Here is a 25,207-nt window from a genome sequence, read left to right as displayed (position 1 = left end):
ATTTCTACTCGTCCAAATCCACTTTTGTAAATAGTGTGCGTAAATTCACTTGACTAAACGTAAGAAAAGAAACTGTCGAGAACAATCTCGACGTTGTGTCTGTTATTGAATACTTGAACGACAAAGCAAACAAGCAGTTCAATGCATCTTCAAAAGCGACAGCCCGATTAGTGCATACACGATTCCGAGAAGGGCACACCATGGCCGATTTCAAAAAGGTGATTGATACAAAAGCGAATGAATGGCTGGGGGATCCACATTGGCAGAAGTATTTACGGCCTTCCACATTATTCAACGCCACGAATTTTGAAAACTATTTGGAAGAATCAAGGGGGAATGTCCCCCCCGTAAGCAGTCCGCCAAAGCCATTCGAACTGGACTTTAGTGAGGGGGAGGTGTAAAAGTTGGAGCGTCATGAGCATGGTAACTGTACAAGAAGTGTTTCAGTTAGCAGTTGAAATGGACATGATCCACTTGGCCCATCGAATCTTTTGGGCCATTGCCAATGGGAGAGTGAAAATCGATGAAGATTCCAGACGACTCGAGACGATCGACTATGACGACGAGGCGATTACGGTCATGGCAACAGAAAACAAGTTACAAATCGGCAAGATCAACCTGTACGTCGCGGAAACGAGCAATCCGGATCGATTCGCATTTTATTACAGTGAAAACGTCTTAGATGCTCACATCCTTCACCAAAACCTATTCGGGGAAACGCCGAAACGTTTGACAAATGCGTCTCATTTACTGACAAAACTTTTTCATTTCGTTGACACGAATGCTGCGAATATTTTATACTTCCATCGCAAAAAAGTCGTCGCTTATCCGTATTATTTAGGGCATGCCAGGGCAGGAGAGAGGGTGCTGACACGGACGTGATTCCTCCAAGACAAATTAGTTTGGTTGGCAAGCACTTTTTTTATTTTTCCAAACCAAGCGTGCTTAAAACCGGTTGTCTTCGCAGCTCTCTCCATGAGAGAAATTTGCTTTTCCGAATAAGTTTTTCAACAATGTCATGACTTAACCGATAAGCATCTTTGATTCTAAGCCATCTAGGACAAAAATACGGTAATCGGCAGGTTAAAATGACTGACTATCCAGCAAACTGTCATGTAGAGAAAGTATCTTTTTGAAGGGAACCGGCCAAGCTCTTTCAAAGGAATGCATCGCGTATGAGAAGCCGGAGTCCTTTTCTTTTTACATTACAAAGTAAGGGGTTGAATCTAATGCCAATTATTCATTTGAAAAAGTTAGAGGAAATCAGACAGGCACTCAATTTAAAGTTTTTCGAACGGGAGAACGAGGTGGAGGGGATTCTTGTCGCTCTGCTCTCCAGACAACATATGCTCATGATTGGGCCTGCTGGAACTGCGAAGTCCGCATTGTCTGCTGAGTTAGCAAAAATCGTACAAGGAACAGAATACTTTCAGTGGTTATTAACAAGGTTCAGTACTCCAGAAGAACTGTTCGGCCCGTTGTCATTAAAAGACCTTGAAAAAGGGGTCTATAAGCGGAATACGTTAACTAAATTGCCAGAAGCGAATCTAGTTTTCTTGGATGAGATATTTAAAGCAAACTCTGCAATTTTGAATAGTTTGCTGACCCTACTAAACGAAAGGCTCTTCTATAATGACGGAAAGCCTGTAAAGGTTCCTTTACTATCCATTATTGGAGCTTCGAACGAATATCCTGAAGAAGGAGAGGGACTGGAAGCGCTTTTCGACAGATTTTTACTTCGGTTCGAGCTGGATTATATTGCCAATGAAAAGAATTTTGTATCTATGTTGAAGGGGACCGGTCAAAATCAAATTTTGCCTTCCATGACGATGGAAGAATTGGTTCAACTTCAGTTAATAACGGACACGGTTACAATACCGGATGAAGTGTATGAAACACTTGGAGAAATTCGTAAAGAATTGCGTGACGAAGGGATACGCCCTTCTGACAGGCGCTTTAAACAGTCGCTTTCGGTACTTCAGGCGAAGGCTTTAATCAACCAAAGGCAAGTTGTGAAGGTTTATGATCTTGTCATCCTTGAAAATGCCTTGTGGGAAACGGTGGATCAGAGAGAGGCCGTATCTGCCATTATTCGTAAACATTCACAAGATGTAGTGACTCAGGTCCTCTCTTCCATAAAAAATGAAGCGAATGATATATTTTACGCCATCCAGCAGGATCAGTCGCCAGAAGCTGGAATGGAAGCGACGAAAAAAATAAAAGCCTTAGTGGCTGATTTGAAAAACCTCAAAAGGAACAATCAAAATCGAAAGGCTGAGATCAACGTATTACTTGATAAAGTGACCTCCATGGAACGTGAAATCCTAGATACTATTTTAGAGCCGTGGCATTTTGATTCACAACATGAAAAGTGGGGGACCACCAGCACCTTTTTTAAAATGTGAAAGGGAGGGTTCTTTGTGAAGAGTCGTACAAGTCACGCAGAAAATCGCTCAGTCTTGAATACGGACGCATTCGATCGAAGACGTTTCAAAGAAATTTTTGAGCTGTCGTCAGGTCTTCAAGAGATAAGAAATGAAGGTGCGTTGCCGATGTTCGAACCATTACTGGCTGATATTTGGGCTTGCTTATATAAAATGAAACCTAAAATTATAGCAGAAGACGTAGACAGTGTTCTTCAGGTTAATAAATCATTGATGGAAAGAATTATGGCGGATGAATCCTTTGTAAATGATCGAAGCTTCACCCGATTGGATGATTTGTCTTCAGCTATCGGCACATTGAAATTCGGAGAGAAAACGCTCCAATGGTTGGCTGACCAACAAGAGGAAAATGATGACTTTCAAAAACAGATGCAGGAAATTAAAGCAATTCAAAGGCAACGTCAACAGGAGGATTGGCAAGAAGAGACAGAAAGTGGAAGTCGTGTGTCAGAAGAGGATTTTACAGAAGTGATGACTAAAATTGATGAGAAATTGCAACAGATGCTTGAGAACAACAGTCAAAGCTTTTCAAAAGCTTTGGCACAGGCCATGAAAGAAACGAAACAGGTGAAAGATGGTCTGAAATCGCTTTTAGGCGGTACCGGAGCCGGCAGTGGAGAGGTAGAACTAAAGAAGGTACCCCTTCGCGATCAGATTGCATTGGCGGAAAAAATTGCGTCTGATAAGAAGATGCAAGAAATTGCGGAATGGGCTGGTCGATTCAAACTGATTGCTCGTAAAAAACAGAAGTTGAAGTATAACGAATCCGTAGAAAGAAGCGGTGTTATACTTGGGAACGATGTTGAACGGTTGTTGCCGATAGAGCTGGGATTGTACACGCATCCAACAACTAAGAACGATTTTCTTCGTCGTTTTGTAGAAGGCCAGACGATGATGTATGAACAGAAGGGACTAGAGATGCTAGGGAAAGGTCCCATCATACTTTGCTTGGATCAGTCGGGTAGTATGTGGAACCTGGATACTCAATCCAAAGGGTTCACCTTAGCCCTTCTGTCGATTGCGAGAAGACAGAGAAGGGATTTTTGCCTGATCTTGTTTTCAAACAGTACACGCGTCTATAAATATGAGAAAGGGAAAATGAAGAGCACGAATATGGTGAATCTGGCACAAACCTTCCTGAATGGAGGGACAGATTTTACCTTACCTCTTATTCAAGCATTAACGATCATAAATGAAAGTCGTTTTAAACAAGCAGACGTTGTTTTTGTTACAGATGGCGAGGACAGGGTAAGTGATTCATTTCTTGAAGAATTCAATAAGAAGAAAATAGAGAAAGCCTTTAATGTCCTGTCCTTTATTTTAGGAAGCAGCATAAATACAGTGGAACCATTTTCCGATAAAGTTGTCCTGGTGAAAGATTTTGAAGACGAGGGAAGTACTGCTGCATTTGAAATATAAGAAGAATTGCCTCAAGGACGATTACGATTTGTTTTGGAACCTGGTGCCTTCTTTAAGTGGAATGAACACATTTGCATCTCCCTTCAGATGGAAACGCCTAAGCCCTTATTCACCTCCATGCATACTTTGTAGTTGAACCAGCTAATTGCCTAACGAGCATCACATGGCTGAAATATTGAGGGGATGTGTACCACTGTTGACAGTAAAGAGATCGTTAGCATTAGTGGGAAGCCTGTTTTTATTTGCGGCATTGCTCTTCAGTGCTTGTGGGGCCACTGAAAATGCAAAAACACAAACTGCAGATCCAAAAATTCGGATCGGTTATCAGAAAAACGGTCCTTTAATCATTTTAAAAAACTTAGGAACGTTGGAGAAGCGGTTGGAGCCGCTCGGTTATCGAGTGGAGTGGCATGAATTTCAAGCAGGTCCAGCTCTTCTTGAAGCTTTACATGCGGGAAGTATCGACTTTGGAAGAACGGGTGATTCTCCTCCCATCTTTGCACAAGCCTCGGGTTCTTCACTGCACTATATAGCTGTCGGGTTTTCAAAATTCGAAGGTTCAGGGATTTTGGTAAAGGAAAACTCGCCTATCCAAAAGGCGGAGGATTTGAAAGGGAAAACGATTGGTTTTGCGAAGGGTTCGAGCTCCCATTTTTTACTTGTAAAAGCTTTGGAGAAGGCGAATCTGAACTATGAGGAGATTACGCCGGCATTTCTATCGCCGGGGGATGCCCGCGTTGCGTTTGAACAAGGGGACATCGATGCTTGGGTGGTTTGGGATCCATTCACGGCCGACACAGAATTATCAACAGATGCGCGACTTTTAGTAAATGGTGAAGGGTTAACTTCGGACCGTGATTACTTTCTCGCATCGTCGGACTTTGCTACTGAGCATAGCGACATCTTGAAGGAGGTAGTCGAAGAAATCCGGAACTCCAGTGACTGGGCCAATGAACATCCTGAAGAACTCACGAAAATGCTATCGGATATTTTAGGAATCGATGATGCTTCCTTGAAGTTAGCAGTAGAAAGACGTGTATATGGAGTTGAGCAAGAAATTTCCGAAGAAATCATTACGGAACAACAGGCAATCGCAGACACATTCTATGAATTAGGCATCATCCCGTCAAAAATTAACGTAAAGGAACGGGTATTTTCATTTGAAAAGGATGGAGTGAAATGAGACCTGCCGTTAGGAAGACCCTTAACAAAATTCTTCCTTGGGTCGTACCTTTGCTTCTTCTCATCATTTGGCAAATAGCCAGTAAGGCAGGAATCCTGTCAGCTAAAACTCTATCTGCACCAACGGATGTCCTCCTTGCAGCAGTTGAATTGACGCAATCCGGCGAGCTGTTCCATCACGCATGGGTGAGCCTTTGGAGAGCATTGATCGGCTTTTTGATCGGAGGAGGTATCGGGTTCATTTTAGGGCTCGTGAACGGATTATTCCGTACATCGGAAATGTTAGTTGATACATCCGTTCAGATGCTACGGAACATTCCCCATCTGGCGCTCATTCCACTCGTCATTCTGTGGTTCGGAATCGGGGAGGAAGCGAAAATTTTCCTCGTTGCATTAGGGGTACTCTTCCCAATTTACATCAATACGTACCATGGCATTAAATCTGTTGATGCAGGGCTGATCGAGATGGGAAAGATGTATGGCTTGAATAGAGTCTCCCTATTTTTCAATGTGATCTTCCCGGGTGCTCTTTCCTCCATTTTAGTCGGCATCCGCTTTTCTCTCGGGATGATGTGGATGACCCTCATTGTTGCTGAAACCATCTCTTCCACCTCTGGGATTGGCTATATGGCAATGAATGCGAGGGAATTCATGCAAATGGATGTCATTCTCCTGAGTATCTTACTTTATGCCTTCCTCGGCAAACTATCGGATATGATTGCACGTTATCTTGAGCAACGTTGGCTAAAATGGCATTCAGGCTATGCGAAACAACCTTAGGAATGGGGGAAGGGCATGAAAGAAGAACAATTTCACATTCAGCTCAAGCGTTTGAAAAAATCCTATCATGATACGAAAGTGCTTGATCAATTATCCTTGAACATACGTAAAGGGGAATTTGTGGCGATTGTCGGAAAGAGCGGCTGTGGGAAAAGTACATTGCTCCGGCTACTTTCCGGTTTGGAGCAACCCTCGGACGGACAGATCCTGATTGAGCACGAACCATTGCTGTCCATCAATCGGCAATCATGCATGATGTTCCAAGATGGACGTCTACTGCCATGGAAGACGGTTTTGGAGAATGTCGAGTTAGGGTTAAAAGGAACTCACCGAGAAGAGGCGATGACCGTATTGAAACATGTTGGTCTCGAACATCGAATCCATGAATGGCCTGCGAAACTATCCGGCGGTCAGAAACAGCGGGTCGCATTAGCGAGGGCTCTCATTCATAAACCGAATCTGCTGTTGCTCGATGAACCGCTCGGAGCCCTCGATGCGTTCACCCGTCTCGAAATGCAAAGCCTCATCGAAAACATTTGGCAGAAACACGGGTTTACGGCGTTACTTGTGACCCATGATGTGGAAGAAGCAGTTGCTTTGGCAGATCGAGTCATCCTGCTACAAGATGGAATGATTGCCCAGGATATAGCGATCCCGCTTCCAAGGCCGAGACAACGAGATCATACCATCTTCACTTCCACTGTGAAACATATCTTGAAGCAGATCCTTGATGAGCCGAATCAGAGCGAACTAGACACATCGGAAGAAATCAGTTATCAGCTCAAACCGGTACCTAAAGCGGCCTTATAAGAAGTTGCCGGGCATTTGATAGATAAATACCCGGCAGAATAATGGTCTCCATTCTTTTCTCCGAGCATAGACTTACAGCAGCACAAACCATTGTGCCATCTCTCATTAGGATGATGCTAAGTGAAAAAAAGAGATCATAGACAACCCGCAAAAAATATTCGCAACTTCCTCAGAAAATACTTCCTTGTGGCAACAGGGGCCGTACTCCAAGGATTTGCCATGGGCGTTTTTTTATTTCCAAACTATATCCCTTCAGGTGGAGCAGGCGGCTTCACCGTCTTGCTGAACTACTGGTTCGGTATTCCGTTTAGTCTGGCACTATGGATCATGAATGCTTCCATGTTATTATTTGCCTTCCATTTTCTCGGTAGTAGGAGCACAATCGGCACGCTCTTTGGGATCACCGTTACCTCCATTACCGTTAATCTATTTGAAGTGTCTTTGGTTTCCCCATTCTCCCATATTGCGCTTGATCTATTATTCGGATCTATTATTTTAGGCCTGGGCATTGCTGTTCTTTTGAGACAGGGCGTTTCAAACGGTGGCATTGGAGTCATCGCGTTGATCATTGCCAAGTATAAGAACGTCAATCCAGGAAAATCCTTGTTTTGGATCAATGGTGTCATCTTTTTGATAACAGCTTACGTCATTGTATGGGAAATCGTTATTCAGGCATTGATTTGCCAATGGGTATCTACGACGATTGTCAGATGGTTATACATTGTACGTGTGCCAAGGAAAAGAGTGCTTATTGATTTGATCTGGGGAAGGGATTAGCAGAATGCGTCATGCACTGTTCGTGGAAAATCGAAAGTTAAAAACGAAAAAGTGAAATCGACGGCGCGATTTCACTTTTTCGTTTTTAGAAGCTAGTGATATCTCAGCCTCAACCTTTTTTTAGCTATTTCCCCAGTAGTGCCATTAAACCTTTATAGATAAGCACAAGGGAGAAAATTAACATAGCCAAAAGGCCTATTAAGTCAGTGATTGGCTCTATACCTGACAAGAAAGTACCTGATAAGGGAACTTTTAATAATGCAAACCCTGCTAAAATACTAGCCAACATCAAAAAAATAAATCGGTCCATTCAATCCAGCCTCCTTTCCTTACATTATATGAACATGTAAAAGGAAGGTTGAACGAATTACGTCGCATAACGAACTGTTGACTTCTATAAAGCTTACGCAAATGACGGGACAAGTTAGTTCAAAAGAAAGTAAAATGCGTCTTCGGAAACGACCGTCATTTCATTTTTTCTATATGAAATGAAGAGAATATTGTCGTTTTGTTTCAGATTCGTTTTTTAGTTGTCTTGAAAAAGAGAAAGCTGTATGATATTTGACGTAGCATCGAAAAGGCTATCAATCGGGAGGTGATGTGAAGATGGCAACTCGAATGACATTGCCAGCTTCTCGAAAGACTCATGCAAAGCCGGATGAGGAAAAGGCGATACTTTGCATGGGGCGAATGGACGTTTAATCGCCTATAGGAAGGATCTCCATTTCTGAATGGCAGCTTTGCGCTTTGTTTACGCACTAAAAACAAAGGAGCTAACAGAAATGAATCATAAACAATTTATGAGAAACGATCAATTTAATTTTATTAAAAGACAAGTGCAGCAACTCGTCAATGGCCATGGTACGGTCAATGATGAACGGGTCATTGGCGCTCTTGAATCTCTATCAATTGAAAGAGTTGTTGATCTGTTTACGGATATCACAGATGAGCATAAAGAAATGCTGAACAAGATTGTAGAGATTGTTGATAAAGAAGAGGCCGAACAATTCTTACTCGAATTGGAGTCTTACGTCATTCCGTTCAGCAAACCTTCGGAACAAAAGCTGAAAAAGCTTTTTCCTAAAGTGAAAAAATTGAAGCTGCCTTCAGAAGGTTTGGACTATCATAAAATGTCCTTTTTAAGTTTCGATGATATCGGGACGAAAAAACGATATATCATCGCACCTACCCCAAAAGGCATGATCGGTCTTTCGGGTACTTACGAAGAAACGAACATTAAGCAAATTTGTGCAATTTGTAACCGACTCACGAACGTTTGCATGTTCATGACCAAAACAAAAGGCGATGGAATCGGCACATATACGAAAAAAGGGAATTACATTTGCCGAGACATCACAGATTGCAACCATCATCTAGTGACGTTAGACAAATTAGTTGAATTTGTTGAGAACGTAAAGTAACAGTTGAGGTACTAGGTTCCAACACGATTTTGAATTGTGTTGGGATCTGGTACCTTTTTTTATAGAAAAAGAAAAAATGGATGCATTCAAATTAATATATTTTTTTGTGAAAAGTAAGTTGACAATACTATTTTTTCCGTCTATACTAATTTTCAGTCAACTAAATGTTTTAAATAATCTATTTGTGACAACTACATACTATCTCTTATTAAGAGCGGCGGAGGGAATAGGCCCGAAGAAGCCCGGCAACCGGCAGATGAATCGATCTGTAAAGGTGCTACATCCTACAGGTTTTTTAAACCTGGAAGATAAGAGGAGGAACTGCTCGACCCTCTTCTTAATGAAGGGGGTTTTTATATTGGATTATAAAAAAGAGATTTCAGAGGGATTTATGCCATCAAAAACCCGAGTATACGGATAGGAAAAATTAACTTGATTCAGCAGAAGTCCCCACTTTCATATGTGGCGGGATGAATGCCAGAATGCACTTCAATCAGAGGGAGTCCAAACTCCCTGTAGCTGAGGCTTCGCTTTCAGTACAAAAAGATTTGCTGATTAGAGGACCTCAGGCTAAGGTCACCGCGTCCCGAATGAAAGTGCCTTAATTTCTGCAAAAAAAATGCAGAAATACGGCAAATCAAACCCTTCGCTGTTTGATTGGCAACGCCTGAGTGACTAACATCCTGTTGGCCTAAGCCTCCGGCGGATGTCACAGATTTTGAAGGGAGTTAATTGCGGTTATCTAAGTGCCTTAATTTCTGCAAAAAACGCAGAAATTAAGGCAAATCGAACCCTTCGCTGTTCGATTCGCAATTCAAAATCTGGACGCAATCACGCCGAGGCGTGATTGATTAATTGGGTAAAAAGGATTGAAAGAAATTTCAATATAAAAATGAACATAGGGGGAAATCAAAATGAGAAAATGGATTGCATTTATTGTAGTAATCATCGGTACAACGCTGTTGATGACAGCTTGTTCATCAGCCGAAGGGGAGGAAAAGAGCAAGTTGAAAAAAGTTGTTTTAGATTATGCATATTATTCGCCTACTAGTCTAGCGTTGAAAGAATTTGGTTGGGCAGAAGAAGCGTTTGAGGAACAAGGGATTGAAGTGGAATGGGTACTCAGCCACGGAAGCAATAAAGCACTTGAATTTTTAAATTCTAAAAGTGTCGATTTCGGTTCTACGGCTGGAGCTGCTGCATTAATCGCTAAATCGAACGGTTCACCGATTGAATCGGTCTATATTTATTCAAAGCCGGAATGGACTGCGCTCGTGACAACAGATGATGCAGAAATCACATCAGTCGAACAATTGAAAGGAAAGAAAGTAGCGGCGACGTTAGGAACAGATCCTTATATTTTCCTTCTTCGTTCGTTACAAGAAGAAGGTTTGTCATCGAAGGACTTGGAAATTGTGAATTTACAGCATTCTGATGGTGCGAATGCCCTTTTAACGGGTCAAGTAGATGCGTGGGCAGGGCTAGATCCACATATGGCAAAGGTTGAAATCGATTCAGGCGCGAAATTATTTTTGCGCGATCATGATAAAAATACGTATGGAACGTTGAATGTCCGATCTGACTTTGCGGAACAACATCCGGAAGTTGTCGAGAAAGTAATTGAGGTATATGAAAAAGCACGGAAATGGGTGATCGACAATCCTGAGGAGGCAGCGGACATCCTAGCGAAAGAAGCAGAAATGCCATTGGAAGTTGCGCAAAAGAGTTTAGAACGCAATGATTTCTCAGATCCAATCCCTGGCGTCAAGCAAATTGAAGCATTAAATGAAGCCGGCAAAGTGTTGCAGTCAGAAAACGTCATTAATGGTAATGTGGATGTCGAAAAAATTGTGGATGAATTGATTATCGATCGGTATTCAAAAAAAGTGATCGAATGAAATAGGGGGACTAGACATGACAGTCAAAATTGACGGAAAAGAATTATTTGAAACGAAAGAAAAAAAGTCGGTGAAAGTTGGCTTTGAATTGAAAAAGGTGAGAGGTATAGCACTCGGCTTCATCATTCCGTTCATTCTTCTAGTCGTTTGGGAAGTGGCTGTCCGTTTCAATTGGCTTGATGCCTATGTCTTTCCCGCTCCGACAACCATTTTGCAAAAGATTATTGAGTTAGCAGGGGAAGGTACACTTTGGGGACATGTGGGAATTACGTTCTTCCGGGTCTTTATCGGGTTTCTAGCAGGAACAATTGTCGCGGTTGTCTTGGGGTCCATCGTCGGTTATTTCAAATGGTTTGAGCAGCTGATGGATCCGTTAATTCAAGCATTTCGCTCGATTCCATCTTTAGCATGGGTTCCGTTATTTATCCTGTGGATGGGAATTGGAGAGTCTTCTAAAGTGATGCTCATTGCTGTCGGTGTGTTCTTTCCGATCTATTTGAATATCGTTTCAGGTATTCAAGGGGTTGATCGAAAATTGATCGAAGTCGGGAAGATTTATCATTTTACAACGTTTCAAATTGTTCGTCGTATCATCTTTCCAGCTGCACTTCCATCGTTTCTCGTCGGTTTACGCAGTGGTGTCGGATTAGGCTGGATGTTTGTTGTAGCTGCGGAGTTAATGGGTGCCAGTCAAGGGCTTGGGTATTTGCTCGTTGTGGGGCAGAATACATATTCCCCAGAGCTCATTATTGCCAGCATCATTTTATTTGCATTGCTAGGGAAAGCGACTGATTCTTTGTTGAAAGCGTTGGAAGCACGGGCATTGAAGTGGCAGGACAATTTACAAAACCAACAATGAAGGAGGGATTACGATGTTGACAGTGAAAGAGGCGACAAGGACATTCAATGACGGGCTTGCAGGATTCCAGAACATCTCATTTTCCATTGAAGAAGGGGAAACGATCGGGGTTTTGGGGACGAGCGGATGCGGAAAAAGTACACTCTTACGCGTTTTATCGGGACTGGATCAGAATTTTGAAGGGGCGATTGAAATAGCAGGTGCGGGAGAACAACCGATTGGGATGATCTTTCAAGAACCGCGACTGATGCCTTGGCTTACAGTAAAAGAAAATATTCTATTCGGAGCCAAAGATGCGAAGAAAAAACAAGGAGCGATCCAGGAATATTTGAATCTTGTCGGTTTGTCCGACTTTGGCGATTATTATCCGAAAGACTTGTCCGGCGGAATGGCACAGCGGGTTGCCATTGCGAGAGCACTGATTGGCGAGCCCGATGTCTTACTTCTTGACGAACCGTTTAGTGCGCTGGATGCTTTCACGAAAATGCAACTGCAAGATTTATTGTTGGAAATTCAAAAGAAACGGTTAACGACGATGGTGGTCGTAACGCATGACATAGACGAAGCACTTTACTTATGCGACCGAATTTTCATCCTTGGGGGTCAGCCCGGGACATTGCAAGTAGAAATGCCGATAGAGGTGGCGAAACCACGAGATCGAGGTAATGCGATTCTAGCGGCGAAAAAGGCGGAAATCCTAGATTTATTACATATCGAAAAGGCGGTTGACTAAACTTGGCAAATGAAGAAGTGATTTATCCATTTGAAGGAAATACTAATATAACAGCTGATCTTCCATCACGAGAGGATTTCGCATGGGAAAAAATTGAATCGAATTTTAGTTGGTCGGCTACGGGCAAAGTGAATATGGCCTATGAATGTGTGGACCGCCATGTGGTGGAAGGATTCGGAGAGAAAGTCGCTCTCCATTATTTTGGGGAAGAGGAAGAGTACACGATAACGTACCGCGAATTGAAAGAGAAATCGGATCTCTGGGCGACTGTTCTGAAAAAGCAAGGCGTGAAAAAAGGGGACTTTGTTTTTATTTTTTTACCAAAGCATCCCGATTGCCATATCGCCATGCTCGCCGCAATTAAACTTGGTGCTGTAGTCGGGCCGCTTTTTGAAGCGTTTATGGAAGATGCAGTGAAGGAGCGGATTGCGGATTGTCAGGGGACTTATTTAATCGCTTCACCTGAGTTGGTGAAACGGGTGCCGCGTGCGGAACTGCCGTCCTTGAAAACAGTTTTGATAACGGCGGAACCAGAAGAATGTAAGGATGATGAGATTTCATTATTTGAGGAAGCACGGGCTGTTGAAGTTGAGGAAGATATCATCGAGTGGGTAGATTTGGAACACGCGCTGAACATTCATTATACGAGTGGTTCAACAGGGCGCCCGAAAGGAATTGTCCATGCACATCGAGTCATGATCCAACAATATATTACAGGCAGATGGGTATTGGATTTGAAAGAAGAGGATGTGTATTGGTGCACGGCCCATCCGGGTTGGGTGACTGGAACGGTGTACGGCGTTTTCGCACCGCTGCTTAACCGGGCAACCATTATTATTCACGGCGGTAGATTTAATGCCGATGAATGGTATTCCGTGTTAGAAAAATCCGGTGTTACCGTTTGGTATAGTGCGCCGACAGCATTTAGAATGTTGATGGCAGAAGGGGATGAAAAGACAGCGACTTATGATTTGTCAAAGATCCGCCACATTTTAAGCGTGGGCGAGCCGTTAAATCCAGAAGTGATCCGTTGGGGGATTAAAACGTTGTCCAACCGCATCCACGATACGTGGTGGATGACAGAAACAGGGGCTCAACTCATTGTCAATCTTCCATCCGAAAACATTATTCCAGGATCAATGGGAAGACCATTTCCAGGAATTGAGGCAGCAATTCTAGGCGATGACGGCGAAAAGCTTGCGCCTGGTAAAGTCGGTCAGTTAGCCTTAAAAGCCAATTGGCCTGCCATCATGCGGGAAGTGTGGAAAGATCCTGCGAAATATGCGACGTATTTCCCATTCGAGGGATGGTATGTGTCTGGTGATTTGGCGACAATCGATGACAACGGTTATATCTTTTTCCAAGGTCGGAGTGACGATATGATCAATTCTTCAGGTGAACGAATCGGTCCATTTGAAGTGGAGAGCAAATTGATCGAACATCCAGCTGTGGCAGAAGTGGGTGTCATTGGAAAACCAGACGCGGTGAGAGGCGAAATTGTTAAGGCATTTATTGTCTTAAAGAATGGCTATGAAGCAAGTGACGGGCTATTGCAAGAGCTTCGTCAATTTGTACGAAGTGGACTTGCAGCCCATGCTGCTCCAAGAGAAATTGAATTTCTAGAGGAATTACCGAAGACTCCGATTAGCGGGAAAATTCTTCGACGCGAATTAAAGGCAAGGGAACTGCAAAAAGTCGGCGTCTAATCTCTTGAATGAGGACAGAAGAGTGTCAGTTCGGAAAAATACACTTTTTCTACCTTTTCTGATATATTGATAGAGGCAATTGTCGAAAATAACAAACAATAAAACATAATGAGGGGGAAGTAATAATGAGTAGAGAAGAATTGTATAAAAAATCATATTTTAACCGTATTGGAGAATTAAGTGATCTTGCACCAGATACATTCAAGGCTTTCGCACAGTTTGACAAACTAGCTTTATCTGAAGGAAAGCTAACGAAAAAGTTAAAAGAATTAATTGCCGTTGCGGTTGCCCACACGACAGGTTGTCCATACTGTATTGAAGTCCATGTAACAGCAGCAAAATCAGAAGATGTGACCAAAGAAGAAATGGCTGAATCCATCCTAGTTGCAACGGCATTAAAAGCAGGCTCTGCTCTAGCTCATGGGGTGAATGCCTTAAATGCATATGATCAAAATGGCGATGATGAATTATATAAGGCATCTTATTTTAACAGATTAAAAGAGTTCTCAGCGCTAAACGGTGATGTATTCAAGGCATTTGTTGACTTTGATACAAAAGCATTGAAAGCAAGTATCCTGAGTGTCAAAGAGAAAGAATTGATTGCCGTCGCTGTTGCGCATACGACGGGCTGCCCGTATTGTATTGATATTCATACAAAGGGTGCTAAGGGTGCAGGTGCAACGAAGGAAGAGTTGGCAGAATCGATTCTGGTGGCAACAGCACTAAAAGCAGGTTCCGCTTTGGCTCACAGTGTGAATGCGTTAAATGCATTTGATGCATAAGTCGGATTTTTGATTTATTAATTTATAAATAAGTATTTGTTGAACACTTAACAAGAGTCCGCTAGTGAAGACCTTGTTAAGTGTTTATTTGTGGTTGGAAACCGAACGTATTTTGCGTATGCGAACCCGTACTTTATATGAGCGGCTACTGTTTTAAAGCTACGTTGGCTTTTTATACGAGGACAAAATAATATCTAAATTCTAAATATTAACTAGACAACTTACCTTTCCAGGTGCTATTATATAAATTAATTAAATAATAGCGGATGAATATTATGGGAGAGACTAAACGTATGGTTTAGCACCGAAGGAGCAAGTTCCAGAAAAAGAATTAATCTCTCAGGTAAAAGGACCATAATAGGACGCGCCTCTGGAGAGCGCCATGTGCCACCAAAGGAGTTATACTCTCAGGTAAAAGGACAGAGGAAGTATAGGTGAACACCTATATTTCCCCTGTCTTTTTATTGGTGAAATACAAAAGGAGGGGGGACATCTTTAATAATATTCTGTTATGAATTTCCAATACTTTAAAATGTAAGCGCTTTATTTCTGGGCGACAGAATGATGGCCAGAATACTCAATATTAATGATCTGAAAATTAAGGAGTGTGACATCTATGCAAGTACAACAATTGGAAAGAGGACTAAAAAATAGACATGTACAACTCATCGCGATTGGAGGGGCAATCGGAACTGGATTGTTTCTAGGAGCAGGAAAATCGATTCATCTAGCAGGACCCTCCATATTATTTGCCTATACCATTACAGGGATCATTTGCTTTTTAATCATGCGTTCACTTGGAGAACTACTCTTATCCAATTTGAACTATCATTCTTTTGTTGACTTTGTGCAAGATTATTTAGGGAACATGGCAGCCTTTATCACTGGCTGGACCTACTGGTTTTGCTGGATTTCAATCGCAATGGCCGATATCACAGCAGTTGGTCTCTATGCCCAGTATTGGTTTCCAGAAGTACCACAGTGGATGCCGGGTTTAATTGCGCTTGTTGTTTTGTTAATTATGAACCTTGCCACTGTAAAGCTTTTTGGTGAAATGGAATTCTGGTTCGCATTGATCAAGGTCATTGCGATTCTTGGATTAATTGTCATCGGAACTTTCATGATCATTAAAGGCTTTTCAACGAGTGAAGGTCCATCTAGTTTTACGAATCTATGGAGCCATGGCGGAATGTTCCCGAATGGAATGAATGGATTTATTCTTTCATTCCAAATGGTCGTATTTGCGTTTGTTGGTATTGAACTTGTAGGGCTGATGGCTGGTGAAACAAAGGATCCCGAAAAGGTTATTCCAAAAGCGATCAATAATATCCCGATTCGGATTATTGTTTTCTATATCGGTGCTTTGATTGTCATTATGAGTATCTATCCATGGACTGCAGTCAAACCTGCGGAAAGTCCATTCGTCCAAGTCTTCGTAGGCGTTGGAATTGTTGCGGCCGCTGGTATCGTCAATTTTGTCGTCCTTACTTCCGCAGCTTCGGCATGTAACAGTGCCATCTTTAGTACAAGTAGAATGATCTATTCACTTGCCAAAGATAAAAATGCACCTGCACGATTAGCAAAACTGGACAAACGTAAAGTCCCTTCCAATGCATTGTTCTTTTCAACGATCGTCATTCTAATTTCCGTTGTTTTGAACTATGTCATGCCAGAAGGCGTATTTACACTCATTACCAGTATTTCTACGGTCTGTTTCATCTTTATTTGGGGAATTACAGTCATCTGCCATTTGAAATACCGCAAAACAAGACCAGAGCTAGCGAAAGCAAACAAATTCAAAATGCCGCTTTACCCGGTTACCAATTACTTGATCCTGCTTTTCCTAGCGTTTGTTCTAGTCGTTCTTGCTCTTGCGGAGGATACGCGTGTTTCCTTATTCGTAACGCCTGCTTGGTTTGTTTTACTGATTGTTATTTATAAGGTGCGGAAAATGAAAGTGAATCAAGTTGAACAGCCAGAAGTGGTGGAGAGCTAATTTAGGGTGCCAGGTTCTAACGCAATTTTGAATTGTGTTAGAACTTGGCGCTTTTTTTAATACACATAGGTTGCCTTCCATTCTTCGTTAAGCCGGCGTTTGACACCCGTTGAACAGGAGACAAAACCGCATTCATCCCGCGACCTATGGAGGTCGGAGTCTTCTGTAGCTGACGTTTCGCTTTCAGTACAAAAACATTTGTTAAATGAAGATAAATCAAGAAGCCAACCGAATCGATGTTGGGTTAGCTTCTTATTGTATATAATTTTTAACTGTGCTGTTGCCTATTCATATTTTCCTTTCAATGGGACAAACCTCACTTCATTCAACACAGTCGTATGGATTGCTCCGTCTTCATCTTTTTCCAAGAGCAAGAGTTCCTGTAGAAGGGGGGGACCAACTGGGATGATCATTTTTCCTCCGATAGCTAGTTGGTCCATGAGCTCGCTTGGCACTTGGGCAGCGGCGGCAGTCACCATAATCCGATTATAAGGAGCGTGTTCTTCCCAACCGGTGCTGCCGTCATCCAGCTTAAAATGGATGTTAGAGAAACCGGCCTTTTCCAATCTCTCTTTTGCCCGTTCATGTAAGGCAGCAATTCGTTCAATTGTATAAACGGAGTTCGAGAAGGCGGCGAGTAGGGCGGTCTGGAAGCCGGATCCTGTTCCGATTTCCAGCACTTTTGAATGAGGTTGTAAATCGATGGCCAATGTCATTTCAAGTACGAGGGAAGGCTGAGAAATGGTTTGTTCATGTCCGATTGGAATGGCCTCGTCCATATAGGCGAATTCTTTGAGTTCATCCATGAAAAAGCCACGGTCTAGTTTTTGAAAATAGTTAAGGATGTCTGAGTTTTGCTTGGCCATTATCTATGCTCCTTCGTTTAATCATAACTTACACTGCACATTCATCATTTCCTATACGGGGTATTCGTAAACAATATGAAGTGAACGGTACCGATAAATACATAATTTGGGGTGGAAAAGGGGATGGTTTTAGTTTTTAGTATTATGGACCTATACAACAATGTCCTTGTTATCGTCATGCTGTATGATTAAATTGTAAGCGGAATTTTCATGACGCTAAATCTTTATTGTCATGAAAATTAATGGTCTTTTGTATTATAGAGAGGAAAAAATCCAGATGCCCCAGCTAATCATATTATTGAGAAGTGGCTGAACGGACTGCCGAAGCATGGCCTGTGTGACAAAATGGACTGATTAAATTCTTGATTGTATGATATTAGTTCCTTTCCTGCATACTTTAGTCAGAATAAGGGAAAGTATTGAAAGACAATACTTAACGTGAACAGAGCCCCGTTAGAAAGCATAAATAGGAGTCGTTGTACGACTAGGCTTTCTATACGATAGCTCCCGAAAATAAAGAAAGGTGATGAATAAGATGGGTGTACATCAATATTTTAAAAGCTTATCTGATTTAGAACAAATTATTCGTTGTCCGGGAAAGTTCAAATATCAGGAGCATTCCGTCGCCAGTCATTCATTTAAGGTGACAAAAATCGCTCAATTTCTTGGAACAGTCGAAGAGCAATCTGGTCAGAATGTGGATTGGAGACTCCTATATGAAAAGGCATTGAACCATGATTACGCAGAACTTTTTACGGGAGATATAAAAACACCAGTAAAATATGCTTCGAAAGAGTTGAAGCAACTATTCAGTGAAGTAGAGGAAGAAATGACAAGAAAGTTTGTAGAAAAGGAACTTCCATCTGAGTTTCAAGACATTTATTTGGAGCGATTTAAAGAAGGTAAGGATGAGACATTGGAGGGGCGCATTTTATCTGTTGCTGATAAAGTTGATTTGCTTTATGAAGCATTTGGTGAGATTCAAAAGGGTAATCCAGAGCCATTGTTTTTAGAAATATATGAAGAAGCATTAAGGACAATACTACTGTTTCAAGAGATGAACTGTGTAAAATACTTCCTAGAACATATTCTTACGGATATGCTTAGTGAACGATTTACTGAACATGACGAGTTAACGGGCATCGCAATGCGGATCATTGAAGAACATGAAGAGTAAAGGAAATACATAAAAATAACCAATTCTAAAGCAAGTTAACGTACAACGCAAAACTTCCACAATCAATCCATTATTGGTAAACGAATTGGCAACGAACGGTAAGTCTTGCGGCAATTACTGGTAAAAAACATGGCAGAATTGGTACATTCTTATGACCATAATCAAATTTTCAAAGTCAACATGATGGAACGCTTCTACTGAAAGCCCAAGTGGAGATGAGTGAAGGGCTCGTCCGATGAAGCGGTGACGTAAAAGTCCGTAAAAGATAAGTGCCTGGTACTAACGCAATCCGGAATTGCATCAGTACCAGGCACCTTAAATTAGGCTCTATATTTTATAGCTAATCCTTTTAAGAAGTTTCTAGCGTATCGATCCAAGCACGGTTTATAATTTTTGTGCCCTTCTTTTCGTAATACAGCGCTTAATTCGCTTTTTGATATAATGACTCCTGCTTTTTCTAAAATATCAAGCATATCCTCACCTGTTAACGCGAGTGCTATTTTTACTTTCTTTAGAAGGATATTATTCACATTTTCATTAGTCATGATCGATACAGTTGGACCTTGAGGTTGTCCTGGTTTTGGATCTTGTTTTCCTCTTTTGTATATAATTAGGCCATTTAAAAATGAATCCAACATACTATTCGTACATTTCATTTGCAATTCATTTTCAGCTTCATCATCATTTGATTTTGTAAGCAACAGTAGCACATCTTCTTTTGTTACTTCAATGCCACCAAGATGAAAAATGTCTACCATATCAGCATTTTTTAAATCTAAAGCATATCGTAATCGAATTAATATATCATTATTATTCATTTGTTGACCTCCTGTATATAGTGCAGTAATTACAAAACGACTTCATCATTATTATTGCCCTTTTGTGTGTATCTATTATGGTTTTAATTGATTTAAACCTAATCATAGCACATGAAATTCATATTAATTCAATTGCTGTATATTGCAAAAACGAATAAGAAGTCCTCATGACAGTTATTGCGTAAGTGAATGACCTTAGCAGCAAGATGGAGCGTTCGCTGAAGTAGCGGCAGTGTCTGTTTTTTGAAAATGACATTTATGTAGAGTTTTTTTCATACAATATAGTTGGGGTGGAAAAATGCCAAGAGTCAAATACCGAGATGCAGACGTTGATCTAATGGCAAGGATGATGAGAGCGGAAGCTGAAGGTGAAGGAAAGCAAGGGATGTTATATGTTGGAAATGTAATTGTTAACCGTGCTGTCGCGGATTGCTTGGACTTCAGGGACGTAAGATCAATTGAAGATGTCATTTTTCAGGTTCAAGGAGGAAATTATTCTTTCGAAGCTGTTCAAAAAGGGAATTTATTTTATCAAAGAGCGAGATCCACTGAAAAAAGATTAGCAAGACAGAATTTGGAGAATTGGAGAGAACATCCAGCGAAATTTGCCCTTTGGTATTTTAATCCGTATGCTCCCTGTCCACCAACTTGGTACGGGCAACCTTTTACTGGTCAATTTAAAAATCATTGTTTTTATGAACCAGCAGCGGGAACATGTGAGAGTGTTTATATCGGTTAGGTTTTCTACTGTTAGATGTAAGCAGGATATTTACAACTATAACTGGCCAGCCGCTTTTCACGTGGAATTCCATTGTATTGACCAGATGTTCGAGCATCTGGTCTTTTCTTAATAGTACAGTTTATGAATGGAAGTGTGTGCCTACTTCATGCAAATCTCACACTTTTACTATAAAGTAAATGATGACTATGAATAGTTGTACCTATTGTTTCCATAGTGATAAGTTTAGGAGGGGTTATTTTGAAACGTATATTTACCGTAACTACAGCAATCTTACTTACAATGTCTATTTCTACTAGTGCGTTTGCTCACTCGCATTTAGAAGGATCGAATCCAGCAGATGGTGACATTGTAACGGAGCCATTAAATGAAATTGTCCTTGAATTTGATGGACAAATTGAACAAGGTAGCTTTATAGATGTACAAACGACAAAAGGACAAGCCATCGAACTACAAGAAATTATTATTGGTGATGGTACATTAACAGGCACTGTTGCAGAGCCACTTCCGAATGACGAATATCAAGTAAATTGGAGTATTATTAGTGCAGACGGTCATCCATTAGAAGGTGAATTCTCATTTACAGTCAATGCTTCAGTTCCTGAATCTGTGGAAGAAGTAACAGAGGAACCGTCAGAAACAACAGAATCAGCTGAGCAATCGACAGAAGATCAAGAAAATGTAGCCACAGCGGATGAAGTAGAGAAAGAATCATCTTCTATGACAGTTATCCTAATTGTTCTTTTAATTGTCATTGTAGCAGGCGGTTTCTTCTTACTTACTAAAAGAAAGAAATAAGGAATGGATATAGTAGTAATTATTAGTCAGACGCTTTTATATTTGTGCTTTTCGGTTTTAATAGGTAGTTTTATTCTTCTGCTAGTCCCAAGCCAATATCGTCCAGATATAAAAATTTCAAAGCGCTTATTGCTTATCAGTGCCATTACGCTACCTGTTTTTGCATTTATTCCAGTGCTGGATATTACCTTATATATTGCGCCGCGCTTAGGTTTAGTTGAATCGTTAAAAATTGTTTTAACAACCTACACGGTTGGGACAGCGTGGGATTTTACCCTTCTCGGTTCCGGTGTGTTAATATTATTAATTGCCTTGGCTAGGCCCGCTGAAAAGAGCATTTACGCGATTTTAGGAGCATTGCTATCATTTGGAATAATATTAACAGTTGCTTGGTCAAGCCATGCAAGCTCTATTGATCAAGTGGTAGGAATTATCAGCCACTTTATTCATTTAACAGCTGTCAGTATTTGGGTTGGGGTTTTACTTATAATAGGCTGGTGTTCGCTCAATCATAAAAATTGGCTGGAATTTTTAAGTTGGTTTTCAATGGTCGCTATTGGCTGTTTAGTTGCTACAGCTCTTAGTGGTCTGATTTTGATGGATGTAATGGTGGATGGGTATATTGATTCTTGGTTGGTTTCATATGGACAAGGGTTACTAATCAAACATTTATTCCTACTGCCGCTTGTTTTTTATGCATTAGCGAATGGTTTCATTGTGAAATATATGCTATCCAAAGATGCTGCATTTAATCCCATTCCTTGGATTCGTGTAGAAGGCTTTATTTTATTTGTAATTTTTACGATTACAGCTATTTTTTCACAACAATCACCACCTCATGGCAATTATTTAATGAGTGAGGCAGTGTCACCTTTATTCCATTTACTTCACAATGACGTTATCGATTCGGGTAGCACAATTGGCTTTGTTGTGAACTTAAATACAGTATACTTCTTTTTCCTATCCATTTTATTTGTGGGATTGATTGTGTTATCGTTTTTCAAAAAAGCATCGATCATACTATCATTCCTTTTTAGTTGTTTGTTTGTAATGTGTATCTATCTGATGTTAATGGTGACTGTAGTGATCCGCTAAAAAGAGCGCTTTATTTGAATATAGTAAGAGCATGTTTTGAACGGTTTTCATTTCAAATCATGCTCTTTCTTTTTGTTCGTTTATCACAACTTAATCCTCATTTTGCCATGCGTTTGGTAAAACGAAGATTAACCGGCGCTTTTTCGGGAAAAAATAAGATGAACGAAAAATAAAAAGATGCTTTATGCCTAGCAAGTTGGAAAGAGCTATCAAGGAGGTTCATATGTCATGGCAAAAACAGAGCGAACGGTTGCTGAATTGATGCTGGATCAATTGTCTTTGTTCGGCGTACGACGGATATATGGGGTAGTGGGCGATGCGACCTTCGGGCTTATCGATGCACTGGCTAAGCAGGATAAAATTAAATACATTGCGGTCAAGCATGAGTCGACAGCTGCTTTTATGGCGTCTGCGGAAGCAAAACTGACAGGCGGACTTGGCGTGTGCACCGCGACGATGGGGCCTGGTGCAGCGAATCTGCTAAATGGGCTCGGTGATGCACATGCAGACAAAGCGTCTGTACTAGCCATCACTGGACAGGCGCCCAGTAATAAAATTGGTACGGAATTTCCGCAGTATATTGACCAGCAGGAACTTATGAAGCCCTTTGCTACTTATTCTGCTAATCTAGCCAACCCCGATGCGACGATTGAAGTGCTTCAAAAAGCAGCGCGAACATCACTCGGACAACGGGTTGTCACACATTTGTCCGTTCCAAAGGATATTTTTATGATGCCGGCTACAGGAGAACCGCGTCCATTGCCGGATGTTATAGAGGGCGCTTCCATCTTCACGAAAGAAAGCTTGGAACAGGCAACGGGAATACTAAAAACAGCCAAGCGGCCAATGATCCTTGCAGGCTCTGGAGCTGCTTCTGCTTCAGAGGAATTAGAGAAACTTGCTGATTTGTGGGGAGCTGGCATCCTTACAAGCTTAGGGGGGAAAGGATTGTTCGATGAATCTTCCTTGCATAATTTGCAAGGGATTGGCGAAGGCGGCAATCCTTATGCCTCTGATTTATTTAAGGTGGCAGATGTGGTACTTCTTGCAGGCACGGCATGGTGGCCGGAAGGGTATGTGCCAACGGGGGCACGGATTATCCAGATTGACCCCCATTTCGATAAATTTGTAAAAGATATTCCAACAGAACTTGGAATCACCGGCAAAGCAGAAGAAGTGCTTCCATTTATAACGGAGAGCCTACAAGGATTCTCTCGCTCCGAAGATTGGGTGGCCCGTTGCCAGGAAATAAAAGAGAAATGGGCTTTGCACAATGAAAAGGAAGGGAGTTCCACGGGTTATCCTGTCCATCCCGCACGGATTATCCGCGCCCTTGACCGAACAGTAGCACCGGACGCTATTCTTGCACTGGATACAGGAGATAATACAGTATGGACGAATCGCAACTTCCGGCAAAAAGAACAATCTGTTTTATTCTCCGGCTATTGGCGGACAATGGGCTTTGGTCTTCCAGCCGCGATGGCCGCAAAGCTGATAAAACCTGAAAAACAAGTAGTGGCGGTAGTTGGGGACGGAGGACTTCAAATGGTGCTTGCTGATTTATTGACAGCTACCCGCTATGAACTCAATATTACAGTCGTTGTCTTAAATAATGAGAGCCTGCAAATGGAGAGAGATAAACTCAAAGCAGCAAACAAGAAAGAGGTTGGGGTAGATTTAACCAACCCTGATTTTATAAAATTGGCAGAAGCCTGTGGGTGGAAAGGATTACGCGCCACCTCAGATACTGAGCTAGAATCAGTGCTGGAAGAAGCGCTCCATATGGATGCTCCCACGCTGGTAGACATCAGCACGGCTCAGGTATTCTTCCCAGAAACACAATGAAAAGATGTGGTGATCGAATGGTCGGTCACCACATCTTTTTATTTATGATTAAATAAATACAGAGAGAAAAACAGTAAAAGTATAGCTGCTGATTTTTTCAAATCGATTGGTTTAACTTCTCCACCAAATAGTCCAAAATGGTCGATAATCGCTCCCAATAGGATCTGCCCAGCAATGACGGCAATGAGCGTTGGTGCAACACCGAGCTTTGGCACGATTAATATGGTAACAATTACATAAAAGGCACCTAGTAGACCTCCGAATAATTGCCATTTGGGGACTGCAGAAACCGCCATGAAATTCCCTTTACCAAAAAATAAAACAATAAAAAATAATGCAAGTGTACCTATACCAAATGAGATAAAGGAAGCTTCCAATACGCCTGTCCTTTTTCCTAAGCTTCCATTAATTTGTACTTGAAAGGCGACTGCAGCACCGCCTAACATCGCTAACAACGGAAATAATAGTTTCACAAACCCACCCCTTTAAATGATAGTGAATGGCGACTCCCATAAGTTGATGTGGAGAGCCAAAATCTAATTTCATGCTAACATAATATGGATACTTTTTGTCATACTTTTTAGTGAAAGGTGCTCAAACGAATTTCAGGTTCTAACACAATTCTGAATAGCGTTGGAACCTGATATTGTTTTTATTGTAAGATTGAAAGAAACAATGCGAAAGTGTGATGAAGTTGACCCAAAACCCTATCACGGCAAGGGAACGTCTTCTTGAAGTGATCCGCATATTGAAAACTTATACAGCCGAAGATGAAATGCTGTCAATTCATGATATACATAGCCATTTCCCTGAGGACTTGCAAGTGGGCATCGGGGCTGTGCGAGAAGATGTGGCTGCCCTCGTGGAGTCCATCGTCTTTCCGGTTACTTCGCTGCAAAAGAAAAAAGGAATGCCGAAGCACTATTACTATGATGGCAGGCCTTTCTTGCAGCTTACGGGAATATTGATGAGAAAAATAGCCGTGAAGTGAAGTCCGGCGCAGATGGTACTTCAATCTCTCAAGATGTGACGAAAGTGGAACAGGAAGAATTGGAGGAAAGG

At 41.5% G+C, this 25,207-nt stretch carries 25 protein-coding genes and 3 riboswitches; of the genes, 21 read left to right on the top strand and 4 right to left on the bottom strand.

Features of this window, described 5'->3' with window-relative positions; genetic code table 11:
• The first annotated feature begins 95 nt into the window (after nucleotides 1–95).
• The 8 genes from ACFPRA_RS20675 to ACFPRA_RS20640 all read left to right on the top strand — a co-directional run bounded on the left by ACFPRA_RS20675 (nucleotide 96) and on the right by ACFPRA_RS20640 (nucleotide 7,412).
• Nucleotides 96–401: a conserved phage C-terminal domain-containing protein gene (locus ACFPRA_RS20675; RefSeq protein WP_381438912.1), complete on the top strand. Its 306-nt coding sequence runs from the start codon at nucleotides 96–98 to the stop codon at nucleotides 399–401.
• 19 nt (nucleotides 402–420) lie between these two features.
• Nucleotides 421–882 carry a hypothetical protein gene (locus ACFPRA_RS20670; RefSeq protein ID WP_381438909.1) on the top strand — a complete coding sequence of 154 codons (462 nt, stop codon included), beginning with the start codon at nucleotides 421–423 and terminating at the stop codon, nucleotides 880–882.
• A gap of 347 nt (nucleotides 883–1,229) precedes the next feature.
• Complete coding sequence (locus ACFPRA_RS20665; protein ID WP_381438907.1) at nucleotides 1,230–2,405, top strand: AAA family ATPase; 1,176 nt, start codon at nucleotides 1,230–1,232, stop codon at nucleotides 2,403–2,405.
• A gap of 15 nt (nucleotides 2,406–2,420) precedes the next feature.
• Nucleotides 2,421–3,863: a vWA domain-containing protein gene (locus tag ACFPRA_RS20660; protein ID WP_381438905.1), complete on the top strand. Its 1,443-nt coding sequence runs from the start codon at nucleotides 2,421–2,423 to the stop codon at nucleotides 3,861–3,863.
• 196 nt (nucleotides 3,864–4,059) lie between these two features.
• Nucleotides 4,060–5,046, top strand: a complete 987-nt coding sequence (locus ACFPRA_RS20655) for a sulfonate ABC transporter substrate-binding protein (RefSeq protein WP_381438902.1) — start codon at nucleotides 4,060–4,062, stop codon at nucleotides 5,044–5,046.
• Entirely contained in the window at nucleotides 5,043–5,825 is a 783-nt protein-coding gene (gene ssuC / locus ACFPRA_RS20650; RefSeq protein ID WP_381438900.1) for an aliphatic sulfonate ABC transporter permease SsuC, read from the top strand. The genes ACFPRA_RS20655 and ssuC overlap by 4 nt, the downstream gene beginning before the upstream one ends.
• A gap of 15 nt (nucleotides 5,826–5,840) precedes the next feature.
• The gene (locus ACFPRA_RS20645; RefSeq protein WP_381438898.1) at nucleotides 5,841–6,635 is read left to right on the top strand and encodes an ATP-binding cassette domain-containing protein; all 795 of its coding nucleotides are present in this window, start codon (nucleotides 5,841–5,843) and stop codon (nucleotides 6,633–6,635) included.
• A 120-nt stretch (nucleotides 6,636–6,755) separates the two neighbouring features.
• Complete coding sequence (locus tag ACFPRA_RS20640; RefSeq protein ID WP_381438896.1) at nucleotides 6,756–7,412, top strand: YitT family protein; 657 nt, start codon at nucleotides 6,756–6,758, stop codon at nucleotides 7,410–7,412.
• Nucleotides 7,413–7,536: 124 nt separating this feature from the next.
• Here ACFPRA_RS20640 and ACFPRA_RS20635 read toward each other — a convergent pair whose 3' ends face one another.
• The gene (locus ACFPRA_RS20635; protein WP_381438893.1) at nucleotides 7,537–7,722 is read right to left on the bottom strand and encodes a hypothetical protein; all 186 of its coding nucleotides are present in this window, start codon (nucleotides 7,720–7,722) and stop codon (nucleotides 7,537–7,539) included.
• 472 nt (nucleotides 7,723–8,194) lie between these two features.
• On the opposite strand from ACFPRA_RS20635, the gene ACFPRA_RS20630 reads away from it, so the two are divergent.
• The 7 genes from ACFPRA_RS20630 to ACFPRA_RS20600 all read left to right on the top strand — a co-directional run bounded on the left by ACFPRA_RS20630 (nucleotide 8,195) and on the right by ACFPRA_RS20600 (nucleotide 16,807).
• Nucleotides 8,195–8,833, top strand: coding sequence for a FusB/FusC family EF-G-binding protein (locus tag ACFPRA_RS20630; protein ID WP_381438891.1), 639 nt, complete (start codon nucleotides 8,195–8,197; stop codon nucleotides 8,831–8,833).
• Between the two features lie 202 nt (nucleotides 8,834–9,035).
• A riboswitch (SAM riboswitch) is annotated at nucleotides 9,036–9,148 on the top strand.
• 599 nt (nucleotides 9,149–9,747) lie between these two features.
• Nucleotides 9,748–10,731 carry an aliphatic sulfonate ABC transporter substrate-binding protein gene (locus ACFPRA_RS20625; RefSeq protein WP_381438888.1) on the top strand — a complete coding sequence of 328 codons (984 nt, stop codon included), beginning with the start codon at nucleotides 9,748–9,750 and terminating at the stop codon, nucleotides 10,729–10,731.
• Between the two features lie 16 nt (nucleotides 10,732–10,747).
• Entirely contained in the window at nucleotides 10,748–11,590 is an 843-nt protein-coding gene (locus ACFPRA_RS20620; RefSeq protein ID WP_381438885.1) for an ABC transporter permease, read from the top strand.
• A gap of 13 nt (nucleotides 11,591–11,603) precedes the next feature.
• Nucleotides 11,604–12,323 (top strand): ABC transporter ATP-binding protein, encoded by a 720-nt coding sequence (locus ACFPRA_RS20615; protein WP_381438883.1) that lies wholly within the window; start codon nucleotides 11,604–11,606, stop codon nucleotides 12,321–12,323.
• Between the two features lie 2 nt (nucleotides 12,324–12,325).
• Nucleotides 12,326–14,029 (top strand): acetate--CoA ligase, encoded by a 1,704-nt coding sequence (acsA, locus tag ACFPRA_RS20610; protein ID WP_381438880.1) that lies wholly within the window; start codon nucleotides 12,326–12,328, stop codon nucleotides 14,027–14,029.
• Nucleotides 14,030–14,154: 125 nt separating this feature from the next.
• Nucleotides 14,155–14,811 carry a carboxymuconolactone decarboxylase family protein gene (locus tag ACFPRA_RS20605; RefSeq protein ID WP_381438878.1) on the top strand — a complete coding sequence of 219 codons (657 nt, stop codon included), beginning with the start codon at nucleotides 14,155–14,157 and terminating at the stop codon, nucleotides 14,809–14,811.
• Nucleotides 14,812–15,077: 266 nt separating this feature from the next.
• Nucleotides 15,078–15,176: riboswitch (glycine riboswitch) on the top strand.
• A 2-nt stretch (nucleotides 15,177–15,178) separates the two neighbouring features.
• Nucleotides 15,179–15,237: riboswitch (glycine riboswitch) on the top strand.
• 190 nt (nucleotides 15,238–15,427) lie between these two features.
• Nucleotides 15,428–16,807 (top strand): amino acid permease, encoded by a 1,380-nt coding sequence (locus ACFPRA_RS20600; protein ID WP_381438876.1) that lies wholly within the window; start codon nucleotides 15,428–15,430, stop codon nucleotides 16,805–16,807.
• Between the two features lie 284 nt (nucleotides 16,808–17,091).
• On the opposite strand, the gene ACFPRA_RS20595 is transcribed toward ACFPRA_RS20600, so the two are convergent.
• A complete protein-coding gene (locus ACFPRA_RS20595) occupies nucleotides 17,092–17,673 on the bottom strand; it encodes a protein-L-isoaspartate(D-aspartate) O-methyltransferase (RefSeq protein ID WP_381438874.1) in 582 nt (193 codons plus the stop codon).
• 535 nt (nucleotides 17,674–18,208) lie between these two features.
• On the opposite strand from ACFPRA_RS20595, the gene ACFPRA_RS20590 reads away from it, so the two are divergent.
• Entirely contained in the window at nucleotides 18,209–18,850 is a 642-nt protein-coding gene (locus ACFPRA_RS20590; RefSeq protein ID WP_381438871.1) for an HD domain-containing protein, read from the top strand.
• A 320-nt stretch (nucleotides 18,851–19,170) separates the two neighbouring features.
• On the opposite strand, the gene ACFPRA_RS20585 is transcribed toward ACFPRA_RS20590, so the two are convergent.
• Nucleotides 19,171–19,668: a YehS family protein gene (locus ACFPRA_RS20585; RefSeq protein WP_381438869.1), complete on the bottom strand. Its 498-nt coding sequence runs from the start codon at nucleotides 19,666–19,668 to the stop codon at nucleotides 19,171–19,173.
• A gap of 298 nt (nucleotides 19,669–19,966) precedes the next feature.
• Between ACFPRA_RS20585 and ACFPRA_RS20580 the strand changes: the two genes are divergently transcribed.
• From ACFPRA_RS20580 to ACFPRA_RS20565, 4 genes are all read left to right on the top strand, one after another.
• Nucleotides 19,967–20,407 carry a cell wall hydrolase gene (locus ACFPRA_RS20580; RefSeq protein ID WP_381438867.1) on the top strand — a complete coding sequence of 147 codons (441 nt, stop codon included), beginning with the start codon at nucleotides 19,967–19,969 and terminating at the stop codon, nucleotides 20,405–20,407.
• 240 nt (nucleotides 20,408–20,647) lie between these two features.
• Nucleotides 20,648–21,205 carry a copper resistance CopC family protein gene (locus tag ACFPRA_RS20575; RefSeq protein WP_381438865.1) on the top strand — a complete coding sequence of 186 codons (558 nt, stop codon included), beginning with the start codon at nucleotides 20,648–20,650 and terminating at the stop codon, nucleotides 21,203–21,205.
• 3 nt (nucleotides 21,206–21,208) lie between these two features.
• Complete coding sequence (locus tag ACFPRA_RS20570; RefSeq protein ID WP_381438863.1) at nucleotides 21,209–22,300, top strand: copper resistance D family protein; 1,092 nt, start codon at nucleotides 21,209–21,211, stop codon at nucleotides 22,298–22,300.
• Nucleotides 22,301–22,528: 228 nt separating this feature from the next.
• Nucleotides 22,529–24,145 carry a thiamine pyrophosphate-binding protein gene (locus tag ACFPRA_RS20565; RefSeq protein ID WP_381438861.1) on the top strand — a complete coding sequence of 539 codons (1,617 nt, stop codon included), beginning with the start codon at nucleotides 22,529–22,531 and terminating at the stop codon, nucleotides 24,143–24,145.
• Between the two features lie 38 nt (nucleotides 24,146–24,183).
• Here the strand turns inward: ACFPRA_RS20565 and ACFPRA_RS20560 are convergent, their stop codons facing one another.
• Nucleotides 24,184–24,618: a DMT family transporter gene (locus tag ACFPRA_RS20560; protein ID WP_239388299.1), complete on the bottom strand. Its 435-nt coding sequence runs from the start codon at nucleotides 24,616–24,618 to the stop codon at nucleotides 24,184–24,186.
• Nucleotides 24,619–24,833: 215 nt separating this feature from the next.
• Between ACFPRA_RS20560 and ACFPRA_RS20555 the strand changes: the two genes are divergently transcribed.
• On the top strand, nucleotides 24,834–25,136 hold the full coding sequence (locus tag ACFPRA_RS20555) for a hypothetical protein (RefSeq protein ID WP_381438859.1): 303 nt from the start codon (nucleotides 24,834–24,836) through the stop codon (nucleotides 25,134–25,136).
• Nucleotides 25,137–25,207 lie beyond the last annotated feature (71 nt).

Source organism: Sporosarcina soli, from assembly GCF_042655805.1.
GTDB classification, from domain to species: Bacteria; Bacillota; Bacilli; order Bacillales_A; family Planococcaceae; genus Sporosarcina; species Sporosarcina soli.
The sequence above is the reverse complement of the archived record's forward strand: the minus strand, read 5'-3'. Positions and strand labels throughout refer to the sequence as shown.

Coding starts and splice junctions, on each gene's coding strand:
- ACFPRA_RS20620 (WP_381438885.1), top strand. CDS start 10,748: ATGACAGTCAAAATTGACGGAAAAGAATTATTTGAAACGAAAGAAAAA.
- ACFPRA_RS20595 (WP_381438874.1), bottom strand. CDS start 17,673: ATGGCCAAGCAAAACTCAGACATCCTTAACTATTTTCAAAAACTAGAC.
- ACFPRA_RS20585 (WP_381438869.1), bottom strand. CDS start 19,668: ATGAATAATAATGATATATTAATTCGATTACGATATGCTTTAGATTTA.
- ACFPRA_RS20570 (WP_381438863.1), top strand. CDS start 21,209: ATGGATATAGTAGTAATTATTAGTCAGACGCTTTTATATTTGTGCTTT.
- ACFPRA_RS20605 (WP_381438878.1), top strand. CDS start 14,155: ATGAGTAGAGAAGAATTGTATAAAAAATCATATTTTAACCGTATTGGA.
- ACFPRA_RS20645 (WP_381438898.1), top strand. CDS start 5,841: ATGAAAGAAGAACAATTTCACATTCAGCTCAAGCGTTTGAAAAAATCC.
- ACFPRA_RS20670 (WP_381438909.1), top strand. CDS start 421: ATGGTAACTGTACAAGAAGTGTTTCAGTTAGCAGTTGAAATGGACATG.
- ACFPRA_RS20635 (WP_381438893.1), bottom strand. CDS start 7,722: ATGGACCGATTTATTTTTTTGATGTTGGCTAGTATTTTAGCAGGGTTT.
- ACFPRA_RS20615 (WP_381438883.1), top strand. CDS start 11,604: ATGTTGACAGTGAAAGAGGCGACAAGGACATTCAATGACGGGCTTGCA.
- ACFPRA_RS20625 (WP_381438888.1), top strand. CDS start 9,748: ATGAGAAAATGGATTGCATTTATTGTAGTAATCATCGGTACAACGCTG.
- ACFPRA_RS20555 (WP_381438859.1), top strand. CDS start 24,834: ATGAAGTTGACCCAAAACCCTATCACGGCAAGGGAACGTCTTCTTGAA.
- ACFPRA_RS20565 (WP_381438861.1), top strand. CDS start 22,529: ATGGCAAAAACAGAGCGAACGGTTGCTGAATTGATGCTGGATCAATTG.
- ACFPRA_RS20630 (WP_381438891.1), top strand. CDS start 8,195: ATGAATCATAAACAATTTATGAGAAACGATCAATTTAATTTTATTAAA.
- ssuC (WP_381438900.1), top strand. CDS start 5,043: ATGAGACCTGCCGTTAGGAAGACCCTTAACAAAATTCTTCCTTGGGTC.
- ACFPRA_RS20665 (WP_381438907.1), top strand. CDS start 1,230: ATGCCAATTATTCATTTGAAAAAGTTAGAGGAAATCAGACAGGCACTC.
- ACFPRA_RS20590 (WP_381438871.1), top strand. CDS start 18,209: ATGGGTGTACATCAATATTTTAAAAGCTTATCTGATTTAGAACAAATT.
- ACFPRA_RS20600 (WP_381438876.1), top strand. CDS start 15,428: ATGCAAGTACAACAATTGGAAAGAGGACTAAAAAATAGACATGTACAA.
- ACFPRA_RS20580 (WP_381438867.1), top strand. CDS start 19,967: ATGCCAAGAGTCAAATACCGAGATGCAGACGTTGATCTAATGGCAAGG.